Origin of the sequence: Janthinobacterium sp. EB271-G4-3-2 (assembly GCF_020858035.1) — a bacterium.
In the GTDB taxonomy this organism is placed as follows: Bacteria; Pseudomonadota; Gammaproteobacteria; order Burkholderiales; family Burkholderiaceae_D; genus Janthinobacterium; species Janthinobacterium aestuarii.
Genome location: NZ_JACYMG010000001.1, coordinates 428169 through 449601, shown reverse-complemented (window position 1 = coordinate 449601; position 21433 = coordinate 428169). Strand labels below are relative to the sequence as shown.

Here is a 21433-nt window from a genome sequence, read left to right as displayed (position 1 = left end):
AGCAAACATACCACTTGCCATTAAATCAAATTATTTGCAACATGGATAAGAAAACAGTCTTGCCACATGGAAATATTTTCGCTATGCTCATTTTTCCCGCCCAGGCCGCCACAAGCGGCCGGGCCTGCAGGAATACTTTGAGACAGGTTGCTTGCCAGACCAATATGCGAAAAAAGAATACTGTAGCCCGGACACCCAGCACCACCGCCCGCCCCGTATCCGGCGCCGGACGGCGCGTGACCTCGTATGACGTGGCCCTGCTGGCCGGCGTGTCGCAATCGGCCGTGTCGCGCTGCTTCAAGCCGGGCGCCAGCGTCTCGCAAGCCACCCACGCCAAGGTCATGCAGGCGGCCATCAGCCTCGACTACATCCCCAACGCGGCCGCCCGCAGCCTGATCACGCGACGCTCGAACCTGGTGGCCGTCATCATTTCCAACCTGGCCAATCTGTACTATCCGCAAGTATTGTCCGACCTGAGCCAGCAAATCGCCCGCCAGGGCAAGCGTCTCTTGTTGTTTACCCTCGAGCGCGAAGCGGACATCGGCAAGGCCTTGTGTGATGTGTGGCAATACCAGGTCGATGGCGCCATCGTGGCCGCCTGCCTGTCGGACGAACAGATGGCCGAATTCGGCCGGCGCGACGTGCCGCTGGTGCTGTTCAACCGCAGCCCGCGCGAACACGCCGTGCATGCCGTGCTGTGCGACCAGGCCGAAGCGGCGCGCCTGCTCGTGTCGCGCCTGGCCGAGGCGGGCCACCGCCAGTTCGCCATCATCGACGGCCCCGGCGACTCGGCCGTCGCGCAGGAACGCAAGGCCGGCATGCTCGACCGTTTGCTGACCCTGGGCTTGCCCGCGCCCATCGTCGTCAGCGGCAACTACGATTACGCCAGCGGCGGACGCGGCTTGCGCAAGGTCATCGACCGCCTGGGCCGGGTGCCGGACGCCGTCATTTGCGGCAACGACATCATGGCCATCGGCTGCCTGGACACGGCGCGCCACCAGATGGGCATCGAGGTGCCGCTGCAGATGTCGGTGGCCGGTTTCGACGCGCTGGAAGCATCGGGCTGGCTCAGCTACGACATCACCACCCTGCGCCAGCCCGTGCAAAAGATGGCCACCGATGCCGTCGCCATGCTGGGCGAACTGATGGAACGGCGCGGCGGCATCGCCGAGCGGCGCCGCTATTGCTCGTATCTGGTGGAAGGGAGTACGGCGAGGCTCACTGGAGCACAGCCATATTTCGGCATGATGGCCGCCGCTTAAAACAAAAAACCTCGCATCGCTGCGAGGTTTTTTGTTGCTGTATCGTCTGATCAACCGAAGATCTTGCCCTTGAGCATATTCAAACCCTGGCTGACGAGGTCATTGCCTTCCGGTACCTGACCGTCGGGGGTCAGCTTGTCGATCAGCTGGGGCAGCAAGGCGGCCAGACCGCCCGAGGCCGCGTCCGGTGCGACGCCCGCTTTTTCCGCGATCTGGGTGATCGTGTCGCTACCGAGTGCATCCTTGATCTGTTCGCCGGAGACGGGCGCATTGGCACCCGTGCCGATCCAGCTGGCTACCTGGTCGCCCAGGCCGCTTTCCTGGAATTTCTGCAGCAGGCCGGGCAAGCCGCCGTGCTGGTTGACCAGGTCCATCACACTGGCCATCAATCCCGATGGGGCTTCCTCGTCAGCACTTTTATTGCCCAAAGCGCTCATCGCCTGTCCTGCAAGTTGATCTAGCAAACTCATCGTATTCTCCTGAACGCTATCGATTGGTGCCGCGTGACTGCGGCTACGGTATGGAGCAGACCATTCTGCGCCATGGAAATCATTATACTATGAATAATAACAATGCTATAATTACAATCTTGAGGCGAACGCACAGATCGCCTCACTGTCGAGGCATCCACCTCCATCATATTTAGTTCAACACAACTTGCAAGCGTAAATTGACAGTTTGCAAAAACGTGTAGAATTAATTTTCCACTTACTGAGGAGTATCAACACATGAACATCAATAAAGCGGTAGACAAGGCTTACGAAAAAAAGACCTTCAAGGAAATCGCTGATGCGCCCGTCGATGCGCTGCAAGGCGTGAGCGAGAAGGATGCGGAGCTCCTCAAGCAAGCGTTCAATATCAAGACCGTGCGCGATCTGGCGAATCTGAAATACTCGAAGTGGGCGCGCGCCATCGTCACCCTGGCCGATACGGAAGAATAAGCCGGGCCATGCCGCGGGCATTCCCCTCAGCACAGCCCGCCCCAGTCGGCGGGCTTTTTCATTCCGACCCACTATCGGCTCGCAAGCCGATAGCCGCGCGGAGAAGCCGTTGACCACGCCGCTGACTCTGCCCGGCATCTGCTGGCCCCTGCAAGCGAGCACGGGCCATCTTGCCGTCACCACGCGGCACATCACGGGCCACTTTCGCGCCGGCGCGGGCGAAGACGCCATCATCGTGTGCGATCTGCTGGCAGCCGGAAAGTTCCGCAACGGCGCGGCGCGCCACTGGTGCCGCACGCATCAGTGCTACTGGGGCGCGCAGGACGACGTGGCCGACTGGCAGTCAACGCGGCAGATGCGTTGCCGCCAGCACGCCAGTCCCATGGGCTATGTGCTGTATCCGGCGCTGTTCGATCCCAGCCAGTTTCACGCCACGGCCTTGCGCACGGGGCAGGATGGCTTGCTGCAACTGCGCGCCAAGGCCGATGACGGCGGCGCCCTGCTGGCGCGCGATGCGGCCGCGCTGGCCATCGACTGCCGCGCCCTGCCCGGCCTGTTCCCGCCCGACGTCGTGCAGCTGAACATCACGCCGCCCGCCGCGCAAGCGTTTACCGCCGCCTTGCAGGCCGGCACACCGCTGGACTGCAGCGACTGCGCCCGCTGCGGCCATCCGCACCTGGACCTGGGCAGCTTCGCGCTGGCGCCGCACAGGCGCCACAGCTGCGGCCATTGCGGCCATGACGCCTCGCACACCGCAGCTGCCATCGTCTCGACGCCGCTGTGGCGGCTGCGCCTGCGCTACGCGCAATGGTTCTGAAGGTGCGCCCGCCCACAGTCGGCCTGGCCGCTTGTGCGTAGACTGGCCCCATCACCACCACGAGGACGGCCCCATGCCACAAACGCAACACCAGGACGAAAACGGCCAGCCAGGCGACGAAGGCGACTTGTCCGACCTGCTCAGCGAATTGCGCATCCTCTTGCCGGGCGCGCAGATGCTGACGGCCTTCCTCATCATTCTGCCCTTCAACGGCGGCTTCGCGAAGATCGTGCAGGCGGAAAAAGTCGTCTTCCTGCTGACGTTCTTCCTTTCCATGACGAGTCTGGTACTGCTCAGCGCGCCAGCCATCCAGCATCGCGTGATGCGCCCGCTGCAAGACCGCGAACGTTTCAAGCGCGTGGCCGACCGCATCATGATGTGCGGCGCCTTTTCCCTGGCGCTGGCGTTTATTTTGGGCACCAACCTGGTGATGTCGGAAGTGTTCGGCCATATCGCCGGCATCATCGCCGGCGTGCTGATGGGGTCACTCATCATTTGCATGTGGTGGTGGCTGCCCCTGCATTTGAAGAACAGCAAGAAAATCTGATTCGGCCGCTTACTTTTGCAAAATGGTAATCTTGCCGTCCGCTTCCAGGAACGCGCATTTCATGTCCGCCAACGGACAATCAGCCTCGCGCAGCGCCTGCTCGACATCGCCGCCGGCCACCCGGCATTTCTTGACGACATCATCAAAAATCTTGCCGTCGCGCCCCAGCAGCACGGGCGTGCCGTCGACCAGGTCGGCGAACTTGCGGCTGCGCGAACTCAGCCATGCGATCAGCATATTGAGGCAGATCAAAGTCAACGCCAGTACAAGGCCGGCGGGAACGGATTCGTCGCCGCCGGACAGGGAATTCGATACCGCCTCGCTCAGCAGCATGACAACCAGCAAGTCGAACGGCGTGAATTGCCCCACCGTCCGCTTGCCCGTCATGCGCACCATCAGCAGCAAGGCAAGGTAGATGATGACGGCGCGCGCCACCAGTTCCCACACCGGCACATCCATATCGAACATGGCAATCCTCCCTACACGTGATTGCCTTATTTATACGTCTTTTTGCACCGGCATGGCCACACCGGTGGCCTGTTCCAGCGGGTGCGCGGCGGGCATGGGGTCGCTCAGCACTTATGGGCGAAGCGCTGCAGCAAACCTAGTCTGCATTACAGCAAGCAAGAACCAATTCCACCACAGCCGTGCATTCTTCGCCCGCCTGTGACGGAATCGGACAGATTCCGTGTTATCGTTAACAACAAGCGCAGGCGTGGTTGGGTGCAGTGCAGCATATTTTGGCCAGCTCCCGGCAAAACTTGCCCGAATCTTTTACAATGTTGTCTTTGGGCAGCTCATATAGCCCGAAAATACCGGCCAGCCGTCGATTCTGGCGGCGCGTTGCCGCTTCCGGCTGAGTCACAGCACGCCTCTCCACCCTGTCATATCCTTATCCAACTAACAAGAACATGCACGCATCCGTAGACCCATTGATACCGCGCGTCACCGCGCCTTTTGGCGCTGGCTATGCCGACCTGGCCCTGGCCATCGGCGGCCTCGCCATCGGCACGGGCGAATTCGCCTCCATGAGCATCCTGCCCGTGGTGGCCGACGACCTGGGCACGACCTTGCCGCAGATGAGCCACATGATCAGCGCCTATGCGCTGGGCGTGGTCGTCGGCGCCCCCCTGATCACGATCTTCCTGGCCCGCATGCCGCGCCGTTTGATGCTGATCTGCTTGATGCTGATGTTCGCTGGCGGCAACTTGCTCAGCGCCATCGCCCCCAACTACGGCTTGCTGGTCGTCGCGCGTTTTGTCGCCGGCATCCCGCACGGCGCCTATTTCGGCGTGGCGGCCCTGGTGGCCGCCGCCCTGGCCGAACCGGACAAGCGGGGCCAGGCCGTGGCCCGTGTCCTGATGGGCTTGACCGTGGCGAATATCTTCGGCGTGCCGCTGGCCACGTATATCGGCCAGACCCTGGGCTGGCGCTCGGCCTTTTTGCTGGTCGCCGCGCTGGGCTTGCTGACCATGCTGATGGTGCGCATCTTCGTGCCCATGGTCGCCGCCGGCGATTCGAGTCCGCGCCGCGAACTGGGCGTGTTCCGCCGCCTGCAAGTGTGGCTGACCCTGCTGATGGTGGCGATCGGCTTCGGCGGCATGTTCGCCGTCTACACGTTTATTACTCCCACCTTGCTGGAAATCACGAAAGTCTCGCCCCTCGTCATTTCCATCCTGCTGGCCATCATCGGCGTGGGCATGACGGTGGGTAATCTGATCGGCGGCTGGCTGGCCGACCGCTCGCGCCTGTGGACCATCTTCGGCGTGCTGCTGTGGAACGTGGCCGCCCTGGCCGCGTTTACCTATACCAGCAGCAATGTCTGGCTGACGGCGGTCAACCTGTTCGCCATCGGCGCCGGCATCGCCGTCGCCCCGGCCGTGCAGACGCGTTTGATGGACGTGGCCGGCGACGCGCAAACGGTGGCCGCCGCCCTCAACCATTCCGCCTTCAACATCGCCAACGCCCTGGGCGCCTGGGCCGGCGGCATCGCCATCGCCATGGGCATGGGCTTGCGCTCGACGGGCTGGGTGGGCGCCATGCTGGCCTGCGGCGGCATCGTCGTGCTCGGCATTTCCGTGCTGGTGGAGAACCGCAGCCGCAATGTGGGCGGTGTGCAGCCGGCTTGATTTTTTTACAGGCGTAGCGGCTGGCTCCAGCTGCTACGCTCCCGCATCCGGCGATCACCGCAATCACCCGTCTATTGACTTTTTTGCAGCACCTCTCTTAAGTCACCCGCATCCCCCGCACGGCATCATCCAGCGTACTAAATTGCTCCACCATAAAATCGAGCAGAATACGCGTCGACGGCAACATTCCATTTCTTGTTGCAAACACCGCATGGATCATTTCAGTTCTTGGCGTCCAATCGGGCAAAACCACGTCCAACTCCCCCCTGGCGATATAGTCGTGCACGAGGGACATCGGCATCTGTGCCACGCCGATGCCGTCTACCGCCGCCGAACGCAACATGGGCAGCCCCTTGGTGATCAGCTGTGGGCGGTGATGTATTGTGGTTTCCTCGCCCTGTTGGTGAAGTAATGTCCATGTGTAGTCACGTTGTGGTTTGCCATGATGTACGCTTGGCAAGCGTGACAGATCGGCCGGTTCGCAGGGCTTACCCAGCCGATTCAATAGCGCCGGGCTGGCCACGAGACATTGCTGCCGCTGCGACAACACCCTGGTAACCAAGCCCGAATCCTGAAAAGGCGGCGCCCGCACTCGCAACGCAATATCGATCCCTTCAGCCACCACGTCCACATTCCGGTCGCTTGCTTCCAGATGTACCTCGACCTGCGGATAGACGGCCATGAATCGCGTAACCATCCCGCCGACACACTCTTCCAACAACACAACAGGACAAGTGACGCGCAGCAATCCAGCCGGCTCCACGCGGGTCATGGCGATAGCCGCCTCGGCGGCGGATGCTTCCTTCAGCATGGCCCGGCAGTGAGCGTAATACGTCTGTCCCAATTCTGTCACGTTGAAATTTCGCGTATTGCGGATGATGAGCCGCACGCCCAATCGTTGTTCAAGTAGTGCGATCCGTCGGCTCAGATTGGACTTTGGAATGCTCAAAGCGCGCGCAGTTGCCGCGAAGCCACCGTGGTCCACCACCATAACAAAATACTGAAGGTCATTAAGATCTAGCACGGCTCGACACTCACTCGGTGAAAAGAAGCGAATTATACAAACAAGATCGTCCATTCTACGGGAAAGTGAAACCAATATTGGGGACTAGTCTGCCCATCAATCTGCGACGTAGACTATTGCCTTTATTTATTCAGTAAATAAGAAAAGCGACTTCGCTCGTCGACAATCAAATACGAGCCGTTACGCATATTAAAAATAATTGTTCAAGGAAATCATGAAAATAACTGCCGCGCTTGCCAGAAAAGCAAAACAAGCGCTCGATGTCACCGAATTGGAATTGGATGAGCCCCGCGACGACGAAGTGCTCGTGCGTGTGATCGCCAGTGGCATTTGTCGCACCGATATTGACGTTCGGGACGGTTATATGCCGACACCTGTTCCTGTCGTGCTCGGCCATGAGGGCTCAGGCATCGTGGAAAAAGTCGGCGGTGGCGTTCGCCATTTTTCAGTTGGTGATCACGTCGTCCTATCCATGGGGTCTTGCGGCGAGTGCGAGTCTTGCCATGTAGGGCTGCCGGCCTTCTGCATCAACCATATATCGATGAATTTTATGGGTTCGCGCCTGGATGGCTCCGTCTGCATGCATGAAAATGACATCGACATACACAGTCATTTCTTTTCTCAGTCGTCGCACGCAACTTTCACTGTCGCCCATCAAAGTTCATTGGTCAAAGTGCCAAAGGATGTGGATCTGCGCTTGCTGGGACCGCTCGCCTGTGGCGTGATGACCGGCGCGGGTGGCCTTATCAATACATTGAAGCCCGAAGCTGGCACCAGTGTCGCCATTTTCGGTGCCGGCACAGTGGGATTGAGCGCTTTGATGGCGAGCAAAATCGTTGGCTGTTCCATGCGTATCGTTGTGGACAACAAACCGGCACGTCTTGCTCTAGCGCAAGAATTGGGGGCCACGCACACCATACTTTCCACCCCCGAAACCGACGTCGCACAAGAAATCCAGAAAATTACCAATGGACGGGGTGCGCACTATGCTTTCGAATCAAGCGGCGTCAAAAGCGTGATTGCCACCGCGCTGAATTCAATTCGGGAACGCGGCGTATGCGTGATGACGGGCGTATTACCAAAAGGGAGCAGCGTTGAATTTGACGCGTGGAACCTGCTGCGGGGGCGCACGATAATAGGCAGTGTAATGGGTGACTGCCTGCCATCCGTGTTCATTCCGCGTCTGGTCGAGTTCTATCGCCAGGGGCAATTACCTTTGGAAAAAATTTCCACGCTTTATCCATTGGAAAAAATCAATCAAGCAGTCGAAGACGGCATTTCTGGAGCAGTGGTGAAAGCCATCGTCGTCATGCCCCATCAATAATAAATATCATACAAACGGCTTGCCGCATACTCCGTGCCCATTCAGGCATTCGAGCAAAGAGCAAAGAGCACCGTAAATCTCAGCAAGCATTAATTAATGCAACTGAATCAATAAGAGTAAAAATAAAATGACTTTTTATAACAAGGTTTTCGATTTTGTCATTATTGGCGGCGGCTCTGCCGGCGCCGTACTGGCCACGCGCTTATCGGAAGATGCTCAATATCAGGTCCTGCTGATCGAGGCTGGCCAGGCGTTTGACCCGGATGAATATCCGGAGAAAATTTACAGCGGCAATATCATCGCAGCCAACGGCGATGCACGTTATGAATGGGGTTATTTCGCCACCCCGGTTGATCAACCTCAAGCGATATATGCTCCGCGTGGAAAAGTCCTTGGTGGTAGCTCTGCCATCAATGGCGCCGTTGCGTGTCGTGCATTACCGTTTGACTTCGCCCGCTTCACTGCCAAAGGCCTGAAGGGGTGGAGCTTTGACGAGGTTTTGCCATATTATAAAAAAATGGAGAGCGCTCCACATGGCGACGAAAAATGGCATGGTCGTAGCGGGCCGTTCCCGATTCATCAGATGTCATGGGAGTACATCACGCCAGTGCAACGCGCAATGGTCGAGGCAGCATGGGCGACAGGGGCGAAAAAAGTCGACGACTTTAACGATCCCGAAGCAAACAATGGCGCCGGCCCCAACCCGATGAACGTCATCAATGGCATACGCGTCAACACGGGCATGGCCTATCTTACTCGCGCAGTGCGGGCTCGCCCGAACTTGTCCATTCTGGATCAAAGCGTCATCGATAAACTGGTGTGCAAGGACGGCAGAGTGCAATCCGTGTTATTGGCTGGCGGTGACAAGGTGCATGGGAAAGAAGTCATTCTCAGCGCTGGGTCGTATGGCTCTGCTGCAATCTTGCTGCGTTCGGGAATCGGCCCCAAGGCGGATCTGGAAGCACTGGATATCCCGTTGGTCAAAGATGCCCCGGTCGGCATACGACTGCTTGACCATGCTTTCTTCTGGATGAATTTCAGCGGAAAAGAGGAATTGAAAGGCCAGGATCACCCGGTCGTCGGTTCCCAATTGTGGACCAACTCATCCTATGCAAGCTCGGACAAGGAGCTCGACATCGGCATTTCCCCATCACATCTGCTGGATCCCGCAAGCAGCCCTACGGGCGTTGCATTCTCTCTCGGCCTGGAATTGATGCATTGCACTTCCCATGGCCGCATCCGTTTGAAGAGTCGCGATCCAAAAGATGCGCCTGTCATTGAATTGAATCACCTGAACACGGAAGATGATATGAACAGGATGGTCGAATGTTTCCGCCTGGCGAGAAAACTGGCCAGCACGGAACCACTCAAGAGCATGATTGTGGAAGAGATGTATCCAGGTCCGTCCACTGACGATAGTGATGGGCAAATTCGTGCAGCGCTGGCAAAAGGCGTCGCTACCTTGCAGCACCCTTGCTCGACTGCTCCGATGGGATTGCCGGATGATCCCGGCGCGGTAGTGGATGAGGAGGGGCGCGTGTACGGCATACAAGGGCTACGCGTTATCGACGCATCCATTTTCCCAGAAATTCCTCTGATTAACTTGAATCCGAGCGTGATCATGATGGCGGAAAAGTTGTCCGACGCGATCAAAAAAGCCACCCGAACAACATAAAAGCCACACCACGAGGTGTCTGCCAATTTCGCCGGCATGCACCTCTCTCAAGGCATGACATTAACAGGAAATCGCATGCATCAATACCGTATTGCAGTTGTCGTAGGCAGTCTGCGAAAAGAATCTCTCAACCGAAAATTAGCCTACGCCCTGGCAAAACTGGCTCCGCCAGCATTCACCTTCAGCATGGTCGAAATCGATAACTTGCCGCTTTACAACCAGGACGACGACGCAAACCAGAGTGCTTCTGTCAAGCGCATGAAAAACGAAGTGCTGATGGCGCATGGCTTACTTTTTATAACTGCGGAATATAATCGATCGATTCCAGGCGTACTTAAAAACGCGCTTGATCACGGTTCGCGCCCTTATGGGCAAAGCGTTTGGAACGGTAAGCCAGCAGCGGTGATGGGGGTATCGATTGGTGCCATAGGCACTGCATTGGCTCAACAGCATTTACGCAACGTTTTGTCCTATCTAAACATGCCCACATTGTGCCAACCTGAAATATTCCTTCAAGCCAAAGACGGATTTTTCAACGAGACAGGGGAGCTCGGCGACAGTGCACGAGTGTTCCTCCTGAACTGGATGGATCAATACATAGCGTGGGTGAAAAAACACACTTAAGTATGCCGGCCAGCGCGGATGGGTGGTCAAATCTTCGTATGTTTCATATGGAATTACCAGATCATTCATTTTCATGAGCTAGTTATGAAAATAAACATCCCAATAGCGACACATTATTCAAGACTCAGGGAAAATTTGACGGCGGCCTCACAATGAATGGCCGTGGTATTAAATAGCGGCAAGTCGACATCGCCGGGCTTGACCAGCAATGGAATCTCCGTGCAACCCAGGATCACGCCCTGCGCGCCTTGCCGCCGCAGTTTCCCGATGATCTCCAGAAAAATTTCCCGGCTGGCGTCGGTAACAATATTCTGCACCAGTTCCGTATAGATGATGTCGTGCAGGATTTCCTGGTCGGCCGCATCGGGCGTCACCGTCGCGATGCCCAGCTGTTCCAGCGCCTCGTGATAAAAGCGGCCCGCCATCGTTTGCTTGACACCCAGCAAGCCGACCTTGCGCAGGCCCGACTCCCGCACCCGATTCGCCGTTTCCTCGACGATGCTGATAAAACGCAAGCCGATGCGTGGCACGACGGCCGGGGCGAAACGGTGCGCGCCATTCGCGCACAGCAGGAAGAAATCCGCGCCCATGCCTTGCAGGCGTTGCCCTTCCGTCACGAGGAATTGCTCGATGGCGCGGGAATCGGGCTGCGCCGCATGCGCGACAAAGTCGGCCTGGTCCATGCTGACCAGCATGATGCGCGCGCTGTGCGCGGGACCGATGCGCGCCACCAGCATTTCATTAAGCAGGCGGTAGTATTCCAGGGTGGAAGCCCAGCCGATGCCGCCGATGAGTCCTATCGTCTTGTTTTGCACATTATTCCCAGCGAAAAGAATTGCGCAAATTATACGATAGTGGTAACCCGCCATGAGTATGCCGACATTACGCGTCGATCCATGCAAACAGCGCCTTGTCCGGTGTCACGGATTGATGCCAGGCCGACTGCAGCTCCATGAGAAATCCCGCCAGGTCGAAGGGATTGATATCCGAACCGGCCCAAGGTGCCGTCTTCGACCACGCCACGGCGATATCCGACAAGTCGTCGGCCGCCATGCCCCCGATCGCCTGCCCTATGGCGTCCGTCAACACGTAAAGTTCCCGGCCCTGCATCGGCGCAGGCCGGAGGGCCGGCGCTGTCGACTGCGTCAACAATTGCCCAAGTGACATAAAATCCAGATCGCCGGGCAAGGTAATGCCGGTGACGGGAAACGCATTGAAGGCATCCTGCCAGCTGGCACATGCGCGCATCTCGGCATCGGAACAGACAAAGATATCGATTTTCTTCATGGTGGGTTCTGCATCAGGTAGCGCTCACATCGTGCCGGTTCGACGTCACGCGGGAGTATCGCTGCTCAAACTCGGCAGCACTTCCGGCCTCGGACCATAAGCCCGCAACGTAATCGAACTCCCGCTCGAACGGCTGCTCAAAATCGGGCACGTCCGTCGCATACTCGCAATTGCGGCTCAGCATGACCAGCCAGTCGGGATAATCGAGCGCCGGGTACAAGCGTGTCAAGATGGCATCGAGCGACGACACGCTTTCGCGCCCTGCCAGATAAGCGGCGCGCAACTCGACGATGTATTTGCCAGCCAGGAATTGCTGATCGAGCCGCTGCGCGCCCCGGTAGCGCTCAATGATCACGTCGGCCAGCGGCAGCACCTCGTCAACACCCCGGGCGCTGGCCAGCAGCACGACCTCGAGGTCGCCGCCTTCCTCATCCAGGCGCAGGCGTTCCACGGCCCAATCCACGCAGCGGTCCGCCGGGGCGAAACCCATGCGCAGCTGGAAAACGGCGATTTCCAATTCTGTCAGTTGTTCCATGTCTTTCATTTTGCTGATGCCCTCCTCACTGCGCCCGCAGCATCTTTTGCAGCACCGCATCAAGCTCATAAAAATCCACAGGCTTGGTCAGGTGCAGATCGAAGCCCGCGTCGGATGCCATCTGGCGATCCTTGTCCTGGCCCCAGCCCGTGACGGCCACGAGGATGGCGTCCTTGCCGCAGGGTTCACTGCGCAACAGCCGTGCCACGTCGTAGCCATTCATGTGCGGCAAGCCGATGTCGAGCAATATCACTTGCGGCATGAAACTTTGCGCCGCCGCCATGCCGGCCGTGCCGTCGTAAGCCGTGCGCACTTCATAACCGAGGATGTCGAGCGCCAGCGCCAGGCTTTCGGCCGCGTCGGCGCTGTCGTCGATGACCAGCACCTTGCCCTCGCGCGTGCCGGCCAGCAGGCGGCGGTTGGGCTCGGGCGGCGCTTGCAGCGGCACGGCGGGCAGCGGCAGGCGCAGCTCGAACGTGCTGCCCTGCCCCACGCCATCGCTGCGCGCACTGACGCTGCCGCCATGCAATTCGGCCAGGCCCCGCACCAGCGACAGGCCAATGCCCAAGCCGCCCTGGGCCCGCGACAGGGCCGGTTCCAGCTGCGAAAACATGTCGAACACCGTGTCCAGATGCTCGGGCGCGATGCCGATGCCCGAATCGCGCACGGTAATGTGCACGTCGTTTTCCGTGCATGCCACTTCCAGCCCGATGACGCCGTTGGCGGGCGTGTACTTGACGGCGTTGGTCAGCAGGTTGGCGATCATCTGCCCCAGGCGCGTGGCGTCGGCGTCGAGCCAGATGGCTTGCGGCCATTGCTCCACGTGCACCGCGTGGCCCGATTGCGCGGCCAGTTCCGCCACGCTGTGCAGGGCCGCTTCCACCAAGGGCGCCAGCTCCACGCTGGCGCGGCGCAATTCCAGACGCCCCTGCGTGATGCGCGACACTTCCATCAAGTCGTCGACCAGGTGCGTCATGTGCGCCACTTGCCGGCCCAGCACGTCGCGCGCCCAGCGCAGCTGCGGATCGTCCAGCTGCGCCAGGCGCAGCACTTCCAGCACATTGCGCATGGGCGCCAGCGGATTGCGCAGCTCGTGCGCCAGGGTGGCCAGGAACTCGTCCTTACGCCGGTCGGCGGCCGCCAGCCGTTCGTTGAGCTCGCCCGCCTCCTTGCGCGCCAGCTGCAGCTGCTGCTCGTATTTGCGCCGGTCGCTGGCGACAAAGACGGCGATCTCGTCATAACGCACACCCTCGTGCACGCGCCGCACGGCGTTGAACAGCATGGGGATCGACTGTCCCTGGCGCTGGCGCATGTCGAGCAGGATTTCCGACACGCTGCCCTGCACCTGCATCAAGGGCAGCCAGTGCGTCTGGTGGAATACGCGCCCGCCGATGGTCAGCAAGTCCTGCAGCTTCTTTTTCCCGAACAGCTCGTCGGCGCCATAGCCGAGCCAGCCGCAAAAAGTGGCGTTCGCCTGCACGATGGTGCCATCCGCAGTGCACAGCAGCAAGCCGCAGGCCGCGTGCTGGAACAGGGTACCGGTATCAGGCAGGGAAGGCATCGCGTCCCGCATTACAGGTGCAGGCCGTCAAGAAAGTGGCGGATGGCGCGGAAGCTGGCATCGGGCACGCTCATGTGCGGGCAATGGCCCACGTTCTCGACCATGTGCAGGCTGCTGCGCGGCAGCATGTCGCACAGGTACTCGCCCACGGAAGGCGGCGCGATGAAGTCGTCGCTGCATTGCACGATCAGGGCCGGCGTGCGGTTGTGCGGCAAGATGGCGCGGTGGTCGGACAAAAACGTGGTTTGCGCGAAATGCCGGGCGATGGCGGGGTCCGTGCGGCAAAAGCTGCTTGCCAAGTCCTCGCCCAATGCCGGCTGGCCGGGCGCGCCCATGATGGCCGGCGCCATGCCGGCGGACCAGCCCAGGTAATTGCTGTCCATGGCATCGAGCAAGTCGTCGATATCGGCACGGCTGAAGCCGCCCCGGTAGCCGGCCGCCGCATCATCGACATAGCACGGCGACGGCGCCAGCATGACTTGCGCGGCGAACAGGCCCGGCTCGGCGATCGTGGCCAGCAAGGCGCTCATGGCGCTGACGGAATGGCCCACGCAAATGACGGGGCCGCCGCCGACGGCATGGATGACCTGGCGCAAATCGGCGCCATGCGCGTCGAGCCGCGCATAGCGATCGAAATCATAGGCGCCCAGGTCCGAAGCGCCGCTGCCGACCAGGTCGAACAGCACCGTGCGGTAGTGCGGACGAAACAGGGGCTCCAGATAGCGCCACATGGTTTGATCGCAGCCAAAACCATGCATGAATACCATGGTGGCTGCCGCGCCCGCCAGCGACGCACCGTTGCGTTCGTTCACGCGGACATTGTTCCGATCTTCTATACGCATGCCGCTTCAACCTTGAATATTTCCATGTGGAATGTAAATTAACTTCTTGCTAGCATCTTAGCATGCGCCATTTGACTCGAGGCAACACCATTGGCGCTGGACAAATGCCACGCCACGGCGGATAATGAGAACGATTCCCATTATCAAAATACCAGGCCTATCCTAGGCCCATACTGGGCTTTTCCCTATGCGCCCCGATGGCGCCCGCTGGCGGCAACAAGCCGGTTTCATGTTGAAGGTTTGTACCGCATGCGCGCTTTCTGGACTGTCATACACCGCTGGGCCGGCCTGACCATCGCCCTCTTCCTCATCGTTGCGGGACTCACGGGCGCCGTCACCTCGTGGGACCACGAACTCGATGAATGGCTCAACGCCGACATCATGGACACCCCGGGCCGCGGCCCCCTGCAGGCGCCGTTCGCGCTGGCGCACAAGGTCGCGGCCGCCGACCCGCGCGTGGCAGTCAATTACATGACCCTGGGCCTGGAAGAAGGCCATGCGGCCGCCTTCATGGTGCGCCCATTGACCGATACGGCCACCGGTAAACCGTTCGTGCTCGACTACAACACCGTCTACATCGATCCCGTCACGGCGCAGATCACGGGCACGCGCGATTCGACGGCCATTTCCCTGTCGCGCCGCAGCCTGATGCCGTTCCTGCGCCACCTGCACTACAGCCTGCACGTGCCCGCCTTCTGGGGCACGGACCGCTGGGGCTACTGGCTGATGGGCACGGTCGCCCTCATCTGGCTGCTCGACAGCATGGTGGCGTTTTATCTGACCACGCCGCGCCGCTTGCGCCCGCGCGCGCATGACGAGGCGCCGCGCCACCGCGACGCCGCCAACTGGTGGCAGCGCTGGAAACCGTCGTGGGTGGTGCGCTGGGCGGCCGGCGGCTACAAGCTCAATTTCGACCTGCACCGCGCGGGCGGCCTGTGGGTGTGGGCCATCATCATCGTCGTCGCGTTCACGTCGTTCTCGCTGAACCTGTACCGCGAAGTGTTCTATCCCGTCATGTCGCTCGTCTCGACCACCACGCCGGGCCCGTACGAAACGCAGACGCCGGCGCCGTACGGCACGTATATCACGCCCGCGATCGGTTTCGAGCAAGCCGTGGCCATCGCCAAAAAGCAGGCCGTGCAGCGCGGCATCACCTCCCCCATCGGCGGCATTTATTACGGCGGCAATTACTCGTTCTACAACGTCTCGTTCTTCGACCCGGCAGACGAATTCGGCGCGGCCGGCATGGGGTTGTCGAACCTGTACGTCGATGGCATGGACGGCAGCATCATCGGCCAGCACAAGCCATGGGAAGGCACGGCCGCCGACGTCTTCGTGCAACTGCAATTCCCCCTGCATTCGGGCCGCATCCTCGGCATGCCGGGACGCATCATGATGTCCTTCATGGGCGTGATGGTGGCCATGCTGTCGGTGACGGGCATCGTCATCTGGGAAAGAAAACGCCGTTCGCGCCGCCTGCAGGCGAAAAAGCCCTAGCCATCCACCTGAAGCAGCGGCTCCACAGGGGCGCAGGCGGACTCCTTCAGCCTGCGCCGCACACGCGCAACGCGTAACGCCAACCCACCTCCTCACTTTGCTACACGGTAGCCGGCGCATGCCGGCTGTCCGCGCTGCGCTTTCCGCTCGACTAATGCAGTTTACTTGCAATAGCATTGGGCGCGAGCTATTATCGCAACTCAATTGCATTTACACCTCCGCGCTGCGCCTGCGTCCAGCGCCAGCCCCCCACTCGCCTTTAGAGAGTCCTATGCGCCATCATGTATTCGCAGCCGCCATGCTGTCCACTGCCCCGCTCGCTTACGCGGCGGACGACGTCACCCTGCAAACCATCAAAGTCCGCGCGGACAGGCCTGCCAGCATCGACAGCGTCGTCGTCGTCGAGAATACGCAAGCCCAGAACAGGACCTTGGGCGGCATGCTCGAGCATGTATCGGGCGTGCAAAGCAGCGCCTTCGGCCCGAATGCCGGCGCCCCCGTGATTCGCAGCCTCAGTGGCAGCCGCGTGCAAATTCTCGAGGATGGCCAGTCCATCCTCGGCATGAATGCGCTCAGCGGCGACATCAACATCCCGTTCGACCCGCTGTTCGCGCGCAGCGTGAGCGTGAACAAATCGTCCGACAGCGTACGTTTCGGCGGCAATGCGATCGGCGGCAGCGTGGACGTCGATTCCGGCCTCATTTCCAGGAAGATGGAGAGCAAGGAGAAAGACCTGGAGCTGGTGCTGCGCAAAGGCTTCAACGATGCCGACGCGCAAGGCTTGCGCATGAATTTCAACGATGGCAAACATTTCTCGACGAATCTGCAAATGTCCTTCCAGAAGATCGGGCACTACGCTATTCCCGGCAACAGCAAGGCCGGCGTGTGCAACAGCCAGCTGTTCCCTGCGAGGGGCGGCGTGAATACCTTTCTGGCCGACAGTTGCCAGAAAGAGGCGAGGATCCAGCAGGTCTACAACAAGGCTTCGCAACCGTTTATCGACCAGTTCATGACGGAAAATCCGGACTGGGCGGACGGCGATTTTTCCTTTTATACCAATCAGCCGACGTCCGTCTGGCAGCGCAAGACCTACGTCAATCCGGCCAACCCCGCTTACGTGCCGGGCACGCCAAAGACGGTGCAGAACAAGATCAACAAGGACGTGACACCCGATTACCACGGCACCCTGGGCAACAGCTATGCCAGCAATTCCCACTTTGCCGTCGGCAGCACCTATTTTTTTGATCGCGGTTACGTGGCCGTCAGCCTCGACACCAAGAATAGCGACTATGGCGTGCCGGGCTTTTCCATGGAAAACAAGTCTTTCGGATCGAATCATGACGAGGGGTTGCCCGTCGGCGTCGTGATCAGCCAGGATAAATATGCGCTGGAAGCCACTCTGCGCGACCCCGTCGCGTATATGGAAAGCGCGCAACTGCGCGTGTCCCGCTTGAACAATACGTCGGGAGAACGCCTGGGAGCGGCGAAGGCGAATGACTACCGCTTCGACACCAATCAAGCCGAGCTCCTGCTGGCGCACCGGCGCGCGGGCCCCTTGAGCGGCTTGCTTGGCCTGAGCCATCAATCCCGCGACATCATCGCCAGCGGGCCGCAGCTTTACCTGCCCGATGCGAGCACGGCCAGCAGCGCGCTGTTCGTCAAGGAAAGCCTCGATGTCGGCTGGGCCACCTTCGATGCCGGTTTTCGCCATGAAAAAGTCGAGCACGACATCCGCAACAGCGGCTTCAAGACGTCAAGGAATGCGAAAAACGCCAAACTCGAGGACAGGTCGTTCAGCCTGAACAGCTATAGCCTGGGGGCCTGGGCCAAGCTGGGCCAGCTTTTCGGTGCGAAGCTGCGCCATGCCTCGTCGGAAAGAGCGCCCGACGTCAATGAATTGTATGCGAGCAACCGCCACTATTCGATCATGACCCAGGAAGAAGGCAACCAGGATTTGAAGGCCGAGCGCGCGCGGAATACCGAGCTTACCGGATTGCTCGGCCATCGCGGCTTCCAGCTGTCCGCCACCGGCTACGTCATGAAGTATGAAAATTTTCTGTTCCTTGGCCACTCGGGCCTGCAGACGGCCAATCGCCTGCCATTGAAATATTGGAAGCAGACCGATACGACGGTCAAGGGATTCGAGATCGACGCCTCCCAGGTCGTTCAGCTTGACGGCTACGGCACGCTGAACCTCTCCGCATTTGCCGACCTGGTCAAGAACAAGGCGGACAATCCGGACAAACTGCGCGCGCACAACGACGGCGCCTACCTGCCCAACATGCCCACCAGCCGCTACGGCGCGAATGTGTTGTGGGAAAACAAGGGGTGGAAGGCCAGGCTTTCCAGCACCTGGTACGACAAGCAGAAGTACCTGGGCAAGAGCGTCAGCGAGGAAGTGCCGCTCGACGGCTACACCATGGTGAACTTCCAGGTGAGCCGCGCACTGCAGGTGCCCAATTCGCCGTTTGCAGCCATCGACGTGTTCATCAGCGGCAGCAACCTGCTCGATGACGATGCCAGGCCGCACAACTCTCCACTGAAATACATCGCGCCCTTGCCGGGCCGTGGCTTCCAGATTGGACTGAGCGCCAGACTCTAAGGCGCGGCGCCATCCCGCTCCCGCCTCACCAGCGCCAGCAGGCTGTCGCCCCGGTTGCCGTCGCAGCAGACGGCCACGCCATCCGTGAAGTCGGGCGCCGTCAGCCGCGTCAGGACGCTGCCGGGCGGCAGTTCCAGGGCCAGCCGGGCGCCCCGTTCCCACGCCAGCCGCGCGGTTGCGGCCCATTGCACGCGCCGGGCCATGTTGGCGGCCAGGCTGTCGCGGATGCGGGCCGGGTCGAACAGCGCACGCGCCGCACTGCTGCTCAGGTAGACGAGCGACGGCCGGCGCATGGCCACGCCGTCGAAAGCCGCGCGCAAGTCCAGCGCGGCGCCGTCCAGCAGCGGGCAGTGCGACGGCACGCTGACGGCCAGGCGCTTGGCCTTGCCGGCGCCGTGCGCGAGGGCCAGCGCCATCACGGCCTCCAAGGCAGGTTCGCTGCCGGCAATGGCGATCTGACGGGCCGCGTTCAGGTTGGCGACATACACGGGGGTTGCTGCGCCGTGCACCCGCGCCAGCAAGGGTTCCAGCTGCGCCAGGTCCAGGCCGATGATGGCCGCCATGCCGTAGCCGGCCGGATACGCGTGCTCCATCAACTCGCCGCGCCGCGCCACCAGGCGCACGGCGTCGCTGAAATCGAGCGCGCCGGCGACGACGGCCGCCGCATATTCTCCGATGGAAAAGCCGGCCACCATGTCGGGCAGCGCGCCGCGCGCGGCCAGGGAGCGCGCCATCGCCACACCGGCGATCAGCAAACACAGTTGCACGGCCCGCGTCGACGCCAGCGCGTCAGCCGTGTCCAGTTCCAACGGATCGTGGCCCAGCACTTCAGCCGCTTCGGCCAGGGCCGCCGCCACGGCAGGATCGCCAGGCAGCGCATGCAGCATGCCCGGAGTCTGGGCGCCCTGGCCCGGAAAGGTAAACAAGACGCTCATGCCAGCTCCCATGGCGTGGCCGTCAGCACGGGGCCACGATCCGTTTTCAGCAAGACCCGGCCCCGCCCCGCCGCCCACTCCGCATACGCAAAGCCGCCACGGCCCGTGTCGATCTGCAGGTCCAGCCGGCACGCCGTGACAGTGGCCGCGATGGCGCGCAGGGCGTCGGCCTGGGCGGGATCCGGCGGCGCGCCGATGCGCAGCACGAGATCGAGGTCGCTGTCGGCGCGCAGCACGGGCAAGCCGCTGGCCAGCGCGAAACCGACACCGCCCGTCGGCCCCCATGGCCAGCCCGTGGCGTCGAGCAGCGGCGCCACTTCCCGCAGCGCGTCGAGCGCGGCGCAGGAAAAATCCGGCACTGGCGCATGCGCCAGCATTTCCGGTGTGACGCGGTGCACGACCGCCGACGCAGCCACTTCGCATGCATGCCGCTCGCTGCGCAGCATGCCGCGCATACCCACGGGGATGCGGCCGGGGGCCGTGCTGGCGCGCCGCACCACCAGCGGCGCGACCTGCAGCCAGTTGGCATCGGCCCAAGCTGGCAAGGATGCGCCGTCCGGCAAGCCGTCCAGCCACAACAGATCATGCGCGCGCCAGGCTTCCATCAGGCCACCACCGCCTTGACGGCAAAGAACAGCAACGATGGACCCAGCAGGCAGCCCAGGCCCGTATGAAACGTGGCCACCAGCGCGCCATACGGCACCAGCTTGCGGTCCGTGGCGGCAAGGCCCGCCGATACGCCGCTGACGGTGCCGGCCAGGCCACCGAACACCATGGCCGAACGCGGCGTTTTCAGGCGCAAAAAGCGCGCCGCGGCGGGCGTGCCCACCATCACCAGGATGGCCTTGATGAGACCCGCCGCAATGCTCAGGGCCATGACGTCGGAACTGGCGCCGATGGCCGCTCCCGTGACGGGGCCGACGATGTAGGTGACGGCGCCGGCGCCGATGGTCGTCATGCTGACGGCGTCCGAATAGCCAAACGCGTAAGCGACTCCCGCGCCGACGAGAAACGGCAGCACCACGCCCAGCAGCAGCGCCACGAGGCCGATCAGGCCCGCCTTGCGCGCCTCGGTCGCCTGCACTTCGAAGGCGGTGGCGACGATGGCGAAGTCGCGCAGCATGGCGCCGCCCATCAGGCCGATGCCGCCGAACAGCGACAAATCGGCCAGGCCCTTGTGGCCGCCGCTATGCACGCCGCCCCAGTAAGCGAGCCCCAGGCCGATCACGATGGCGATGGCCGAGCCATGCACGCGGCCCAGGGTCAGGTATTTCGACAGCGCCATCGACAGCAACATGATCAGGCCGACAAAGGCGAACGCCGTCACCAGGCCATTGTGGATGGCCGCTTTTTCAAAGAGCTCAAGCATGACGGTGCTCCTTGACCAGCATCGACTCCGCTTCGGCGGCGGCCGGGTTTTCCATGCGCGCGCTTTCCATCCGGTTCATCAGCGAGATCACGGCGCCGCAGACGACCACGGAACCGATGGCGGCCAGCACGGCCACCGGCCCGCCGCGCAGCGCCGCCACCACGTCCTGCTGCGCCGCCATGGCCACCACCACGGGAATATACATGGCGCCCCAGTATTCGACGCCCCGCTCCGTCATCTGCGGCAGCCAGGATCGGCGCTGCATGTAGAGCCGGGCGCAGATCAGCAGCAGCATGGCGATGCCCACCCCGCCCACGTTGGTCTTGACGCCCATCAGCTGCCCGAGCAGGTCGCCCAGGAAGATGCCGAGCAAATGGCATAACGCCAGCAGTGCGGTTCCGTAAATGATCATGATTGTCTCCGTTATAGGAATAGGAATGACTTGCTGTCTTCTCTGTTTGT

At 61.1% G+C, this 21433-nt stretch carries 22 protein-coding genes; 10 read left to right on the top strand and 12 right to left on the bottom strand.

Annotation, left to right across the window (positions count from 1 at the left end; genetic code table 11):
- Window positions 1-236: 236 nt before the first annotated feature.
- Window positions 237-1262: a LacI family DNA-binding transcriptional regulator gene (locus tag IGS55_RS01865; protein ID WP_230516425.1), complete on the top strand. Its 1026-nt coding sequence runs from the start codon at window positions 237-239 to the stop codon at window positions 1260-1262.
- Between the two features lie 50 nt (window positions 1263-1312).
- Here IGS55_RS01865 and IGS55_RS01860 read toward each other — a convergent pair whose 3' ends face one another.
- Window positions 1313-1699, bottom strand: coding sequence for a YidB family protein (locus IGS55_RS01860; RefSeq protein ID WP_230516426.1), 387 nt, complete (start codon window positions 1697-1699; stop codon window positions 1313-1315).
- 291 nt (window positions 1700-1990) lie between these two features.
- Here IGS55_RS01860 and IGS55_RS01855 point away from each other — a divergent pair, with 291 nt between their 5' ends.
- The 3 genes from IGS55_RS01855 to IGS55_RS01845 all read left to right on the top strand — a co-directional run bounded on the left by IGS55_RS01855 (window position 1991) and on the right by IGS55_RS01845 (window position 3567).
- Entirely contained in the window at window positions 1991-2203 is a 213-nt protein-coding gene (locus IGS55_RS01855) for a hypothetical protein (protein WP_034751103.1), read from the top strand.
- A gap of 109 nt (window positions 2204-2312) precedes the next feature.
- Window positions 2313-3020, top strand: a complete 708-nt coding sequence (locus IGS55_RS01850; RefSeq protein ID WP_230516427.1) for a hypothetical protein — start codon at window positions 2313-2315, stop codon at window positions 3018-3020.
- A gap of 73 nt (window positions 3021-3093) precedes the next feature.
- Window positions 3094-3567 carry a DUF6328 family protein gene (locus IGS55_RS01845; protein ID WP_128139403.1) on the top strand — a complete coding sequence of 158 codons (474 nt, stop codon included), beginning with the start codon at window positions 3094-3096 and terminating at the stop codon, window positions 3565-3567.
- Window positions 3568-3576: 9 nt separating this feature from the next.
- On the opposite strand, the gene IGS55_RS01840 is transcribed toward IGS55_RS01845, so the two are convergent.
- Complete coding sequence (locus IGS55_RS01840; RefSeq protein WP_230516428.1) at window positions 3577-4035, bottom strand: DUF421 domain-containing protein; 459 nt, start codon at window positions 4033-4035, stop codon at window positions 3577-3579.
- Between the two features lie 443 nt (window positions 4036-4478).
- Here IGS55_RS01840 and IGS55_RS01835 point away from each other — a divergent pair, with 443 nt between their 5' ends.
- Complete coding sequence (locus IGS55_RS01835; RefSeq protein WP_230516429.1) at window positions 4479-5696, top strand: MFS transporter; 1218 nt, start codon at window positions 4479-4481, stop codon at window positions 5694-5696.
- A gap of 97 nt (window positions 5697-5793) precedes the next feature.
- Here the strand turns inward: IGS55_RS01835 and IGS55_RS01830 are convergent, their stop codons facing one another.
- A complete protein-coding gene (locus tag IGS55_RS01830; protein ID WP_230516430.1) occupies window positions 5794-6774 on the bottom strand; it encodes a LysR substrate-binding domain-containing protein in 981 nt (326 codons plus the stop codon).
- A gap of 160 nt (window positions 6775-6934) precedes the next feature.
- Between IGS55_RS01830 and IGS55_RS01825 the strand changes: the two genes are divergently transcribed.
- The 3 genes from IGS55_RS01825 to IGS55_RS01815 all read left to right on the top strand — a co-directional run bounded on the left by IGS55_RS01825 (window position 6935) and on the right by IGS55_RS01815 (window position 10343).
- Entirely contained in the window at window positions 6935-8044 is a 1110-nt protein-coding gene (locus IGS55_RS01825) for an NAD(P)-dependent alcohol dehydrogenase (RefSeq protein ID WP_230516431.1), read from the top strand.
- Window positions 8045-8171: 127 nt separating this feature from the next.
- Window positions 8172-9719, top strand: a complete 1548-nt coding sequence (locus IGS55_RS01820; RefSeq protein ID WP_230516432.1) for a GMC family oxidoreductase — start codon at window positions 8172-8174, stop codon at window positions 9717-9719.
- Window positions 9720-9794: 75 nt separating this feature from the next.
- The gene (locus IGS55_RS01815) at window positions 9795-10343 is read left to right on the top strand and encodes an NADPH-dependent FMN reductase (RefSeq protein WP_230516433.1); all 549 of its coding nucleotides are present in this window, start codon (window positions 9795-9797) and stop codon (window positions 10341-10343) included.
- A 113-nt stretch (window positions 10344-10456) separates the two neighbouring features.
- Here the strand turns inward: IGS55_RS01815 and IGS55_RS01810 are convergent, their stop codons facing one another.
- The 5 genes from IGS55_RS01810 to IGS55_RS01790 form a co-directional block, all read right to left on the bottom strand.
- A complete protein-coding gene (locus IGS55_RS01810) occupies window positions 10457-11158 on the bottom strand; it encodes an aspartate/glutamate racemase family protein (RefSeq protein WP_230516434.1) in 702 nt (233 codons plus the stop codon).
- Between the two features lie 67 nt (window positions 11159-11225).
- Window positions 11226-11630, bottom strand: coding sequence for a hypothetical protein (locus tag IGS55_RS01805; protein WP_230516435.1), 405 nt, complete (start codon window positions 11628-11630; stop codon window positions 11226-11228).
- 13 nt (window positions 11631-11643) lie between these two features.
- Window positions 11644-12165 (bottom strand): hypothetical protein, encoded by a 522-nt coding sequence (locus IGS55_RS01800; protein WP_230516436.1) that lies wholly within the window; start codon window positions 12163-12165, stop codon window positions 11644-11646.
- 25 nt (window positions 12166-12190) lie between these two features.
- On the bottom strand, window positions 12191-13726 hold the full coding sequence (locus tag IGS55_RS01795; RefSeq protein ID WP_230516437.1) for a hybrid sensor histidine kinase/response regulator: 1536 nt from the start codon (window positions 13724-13726) through the stop codon (window positions 12191-12193).
- A gap of 11 nt (window positions 13727-13737) precedes the next feature.
- On the bottom strand, window positions 13738-14568 hold the full coding sequence (locus tag IGS55_RS01790; RefSeq protein WP_230516438.1) for an alpha/beta fold hydrolase: 831 nt from the start codon (window positions 14566-14568) through the stop codon (window positions 13738-13740).
- A 249-nt stretch (window positions 14569-14817) separates the two neighbouring features.
- On the opposite strand from IGS55_RS01790, the gene IGS55_RS01785 reads away from it, so the two are divergent.
- Complete coding sequence (locus IGS55_RS01785) at window positions 14818-16065, top strand: PepSY-associated TM helix domain-containing protein (RefSeq protein WP_230516439.1); 1248 nt, start codon at window positions 14818-14820, stop codon at window positions 16063-16065.
- Between the two features lie 298 nt (window positions 16066-16363).
- Window positions 16364-18667 carry a TonB-dependent receptor domain-containing protein gene (locus tag IGS55_RS01780; RefSeq protein WP_230516440.1) on the top strand — a complete coding sequence of 768 codons (2304 nt, stop codon included), beginning with the start codon at window positions 16364-16366 and terminating at the stop codon, window positions 18665-18667.
- Here IGS55_RS01780 and mdcH read toward each other — a convergent pair.
- Genes mdcH through madL form a run of 4 tightly spaced genes read right to left on the bottom strand, consistent with a single transcriptional unit; the run spans window position 18664 to window position 21383 of the window.
- The gene (gene mdcH / locus IGS55_RS01775) at window positions 18664-19602 is read right to left on the bottom strand and encodes a malonate decarboxylase subunit epsilon (RefSeq protein WP_230516441.1); all 939 of its coding nucleotides are present in this window, start codon (window positions 19600-19602) and stop codon (window positions 18664-18666) included. The two genes, IGS55_RS01780 and mdcH, sit on opposite strands and share 4 nt — an antisense overlap.
- Window positions 19599-20207, bottom strand: coding sequence for a malonate decarboxylase holo-ACP synthase (locus IGS55_RS01770; RefSeq protein WP_230516442.1), 609 nt, complete (start codon window positions 20205-20207; stop codon window positions 19599-19601). The genes mdcH and IGS55_RS01770 overlap by 4 nt, the downstream gene beginning before the upstream one ends.
- Entirely contained in the window at window positions 20207-20971 is a 765-nt protein-coding gene (gene madM / locus IGS55_RS01765; protein WP_230516443.1) for a malonate transporter subunit MadM, read from the bottom strand. The genes IGS55_RS01770 and madM overlap by 1 nt, the downstream gene beginning before the upstream one ends.
- The gene (gene madL, locus IGS55_RS01760; protein ID WP_230516444.1) at window positions 20964-21383 is read right to left on the bottom strand and encodes a malonate transporter subunit MadL; all 420 of its coding nucleotides are present in this window, start codon (window positions 21381-21383) and stop codon (window positions 20964-20966) included. Before madL ends, madM begins: the two co-directional genes overlap by 8 nt.
- Window positions 21384-21433: the final 50 nt, after the last annotated feature.

Excerpts from the sequence above, each read along its gene's own strand:
- mdcH (WP_230516441.1), bottom strand. The coding sequence starts at position 19,602 with ATGAGCGTCTTGTTTACCTTTCCGGGCCAGGGCGCCCAGACTCCGGGC.
- IGS55_RS01805 (WP_230516435.1), bottom strand. The coding sequence starts at position 11,630 with ATGAAGAAAATCGATATCTTTGTCTGTTCCGATGCCGAGATGCGCGCA.
- madL (WP_230516444.1), bottom strand. The coding sequence starts at position 21,383 with ATGATCATTTACGGAACCGCACTGCTGGCGTTATGCCATTTGCTCGGC.
- IGS55_RS01825 (WP_230516431.1), top strand. The coding sequence starts at position 6,935 with ATGAAAATAACTGCCGCGCTTGCCAGAAAAGCAAAACAAGCGCTCGAT.
- IGS55_RS01845 (WP_128139403.1), top strand. The coding sequence starts at position 3,094 with ATGCCACAAACGCAACACCAGGACGAAAACGGCCAGCCAGGCGACGAA.
- IGS55_RS01860 (WP_230516426.1), bottom strand. The coding sequence starts at position 1,699 with ATGAGCGCTTTGGGCAATAAAAGTGCTGACGAGGAAGCCCCATCGGGA.
- IGS55_RS01840 (WP_230516428.1), bottom strand. The coding sequence starts at position 4,035 with ATGTTCGATATGGATGTGCCGGTGTGGGAACTGGTGGCGCGCGCCGTC.
- IGS55_RS01835 (WP_230516429.1), top strand. The coding sequence starts at position 4,479 with ATGCACGCATCCGTAGACCCATTGATACCGCGCGTCACCGCGCCTTTT.
- IGS55_RS01790 (WP_230516438.1), bottom strand. The coding sequence starts at position 14,568 with ATGCGTATAGAAGATCGGAACAATGTCCGCGTGAACGAACGCAACGGT.
- IGS55_RS01795 (WP_230516437.1), bottom strand. The coding sequence starts at position 13,726 with ATGCCTTCCCTGCCTGATACCGGTACCCTGTTCCAGCACGCGGCCTGC.
- IGS55_RS01800 (WP_230516436.1), bottom strand. The coding sequence starts at position 12,165 with ATGGAACAACTGACAGAATTGGAAATCGCCGTTTTCCAGCTGCGCATG.
- IGS55_RS01820 (WP_230516432.1), top strand. The coding sequence starts at position 8,172 with ATGACTTTTTATAACAAGGTTTTCGATTTTGTCATTATTGGCGGCGGC.
- IGS55_RS01770 (WP_230516442.1), bottom strand. The coding sequence starts at position 20,207 with ATGGAAGCCTGGCGCGCGCATGATCTGTTGTGGCTGGACGGCTTGCCG.
- IGS55_RS01830 (WP_230516430.1), bottom strand. The coding sequence starts at position 6,774 with ATGGACGATCTTGTTTGTATAATTCGCTTCTTTTCACCGAGTGAGTGT.
- IGS55_RS01815 (WP_230516433.1), top strand. The coding sequence starts at position 9,795 with ATGCATCAATACCGTATTGCAGTTGTCGTAGGCAGTCTGCGAAAAGAA.
- IGS55_RS01785 (WP_230516439.1), top strand. The coding sequence starts at position 14,818 with ATGCGCGCTTTCTGGACTGTCATACACCGCTGGGCCGGCCTGACCATC.
- IGS55_RS01855 (WP_034751103.1), top strand. The coding sequence starts at position 1,991 with ATGAACATCAATAAAGCGGTAGACAAGGCTTACGAAAAAAAGACCTTC.
- madM (WP_230516443.1), bottom strand. The coding sequence starts at position 20,971 with ATGCTTGAGCTCTTTGAAAAAGCGGCCATCCACAATGGCCTGGTGACG.
- IGS55_RS01780 (WP_230516440.1), top strand. The coding sequence starts at position 16,364 with ATGCTGTCCACTGCCCCGCTCGCTTACGCGGCGGACGACGTCACCCTG.